The 700-nt window shown below is 53.6% G+C and carries 1 rRNA gene; it reads right to left on the reverse strand.

Annotated elements, in window-relative coordinates:
- Positions 1-700, reverse strand: a 23S ribosomal RNA gene (locus A9178_RS18345); the annotation flags it as partial.

The raw sequence follows: 700 nt of genomic DNA on the forward strand, positions 1-700 counted from the left end.
ACATTCAATATCAGGCTACAGTAAAGCTCCACGGGGTCTTTCCGTCCTGTCGCGGGTAATGCGCATCTTCACGCATAGTATAATTTCACCGGGTCTCTCGTTGAGACAGTGCCCAAGTCGTTGCACCTTTCGTGCGGGTCGGAACTTACCCGACAAGGAATTTCGCTACCTTAGGACCGTTATAGTTACGGCCGCCGTTTACTGGGGCTTCGGTTCTAAGCTTCGGGCTAAAAGCCCTAACTCTTCCCCTTAACCTTCCAGCACCGGGCAGGTGTCAGCCCCTATACTTCGCCTTTCGGCTTCGCAGAGACCTGTGTTTTTGCTAAACAGTCGCTTGGGCCTATTCACTGCGGCTCTACTTGAGTAGAGCACCCCTTCTCCCTAAGTTACGGGGTCATTTTGCCGAGTTCCTTAACGAGAGTTCTCCCGCTCACCTTAGGATTCTCTCCTCGCCTACCTGTGTCGGTTTGCGGTACGGGCACCTGTGACCTTGCTAGAGGCTTTTCTCGGCAGTGTGAAATCAGGAACTTCGGCCAGAAGGCCTCCCCATCACAGCTTGAAATTGCCAGGCGGATTTGCCTACCTGACTTTCTCACTGCTTGGGCGCACACATCCATCCGTGCGCATTCCTTATCCTACTGCGTCCCCCCATCGCTCAAACGGTCACGAGGTGGTACAGGAATATCTGCCTGTTGTCCAT

This window comes from Oceanobacillus sp. Castelsardo (genome assembly GCF_001659985.1).
GTDB lineage: Bacteria > Bacillota > Bacilli > Bacillales > Amphibacillaceae > Oceanobacillus.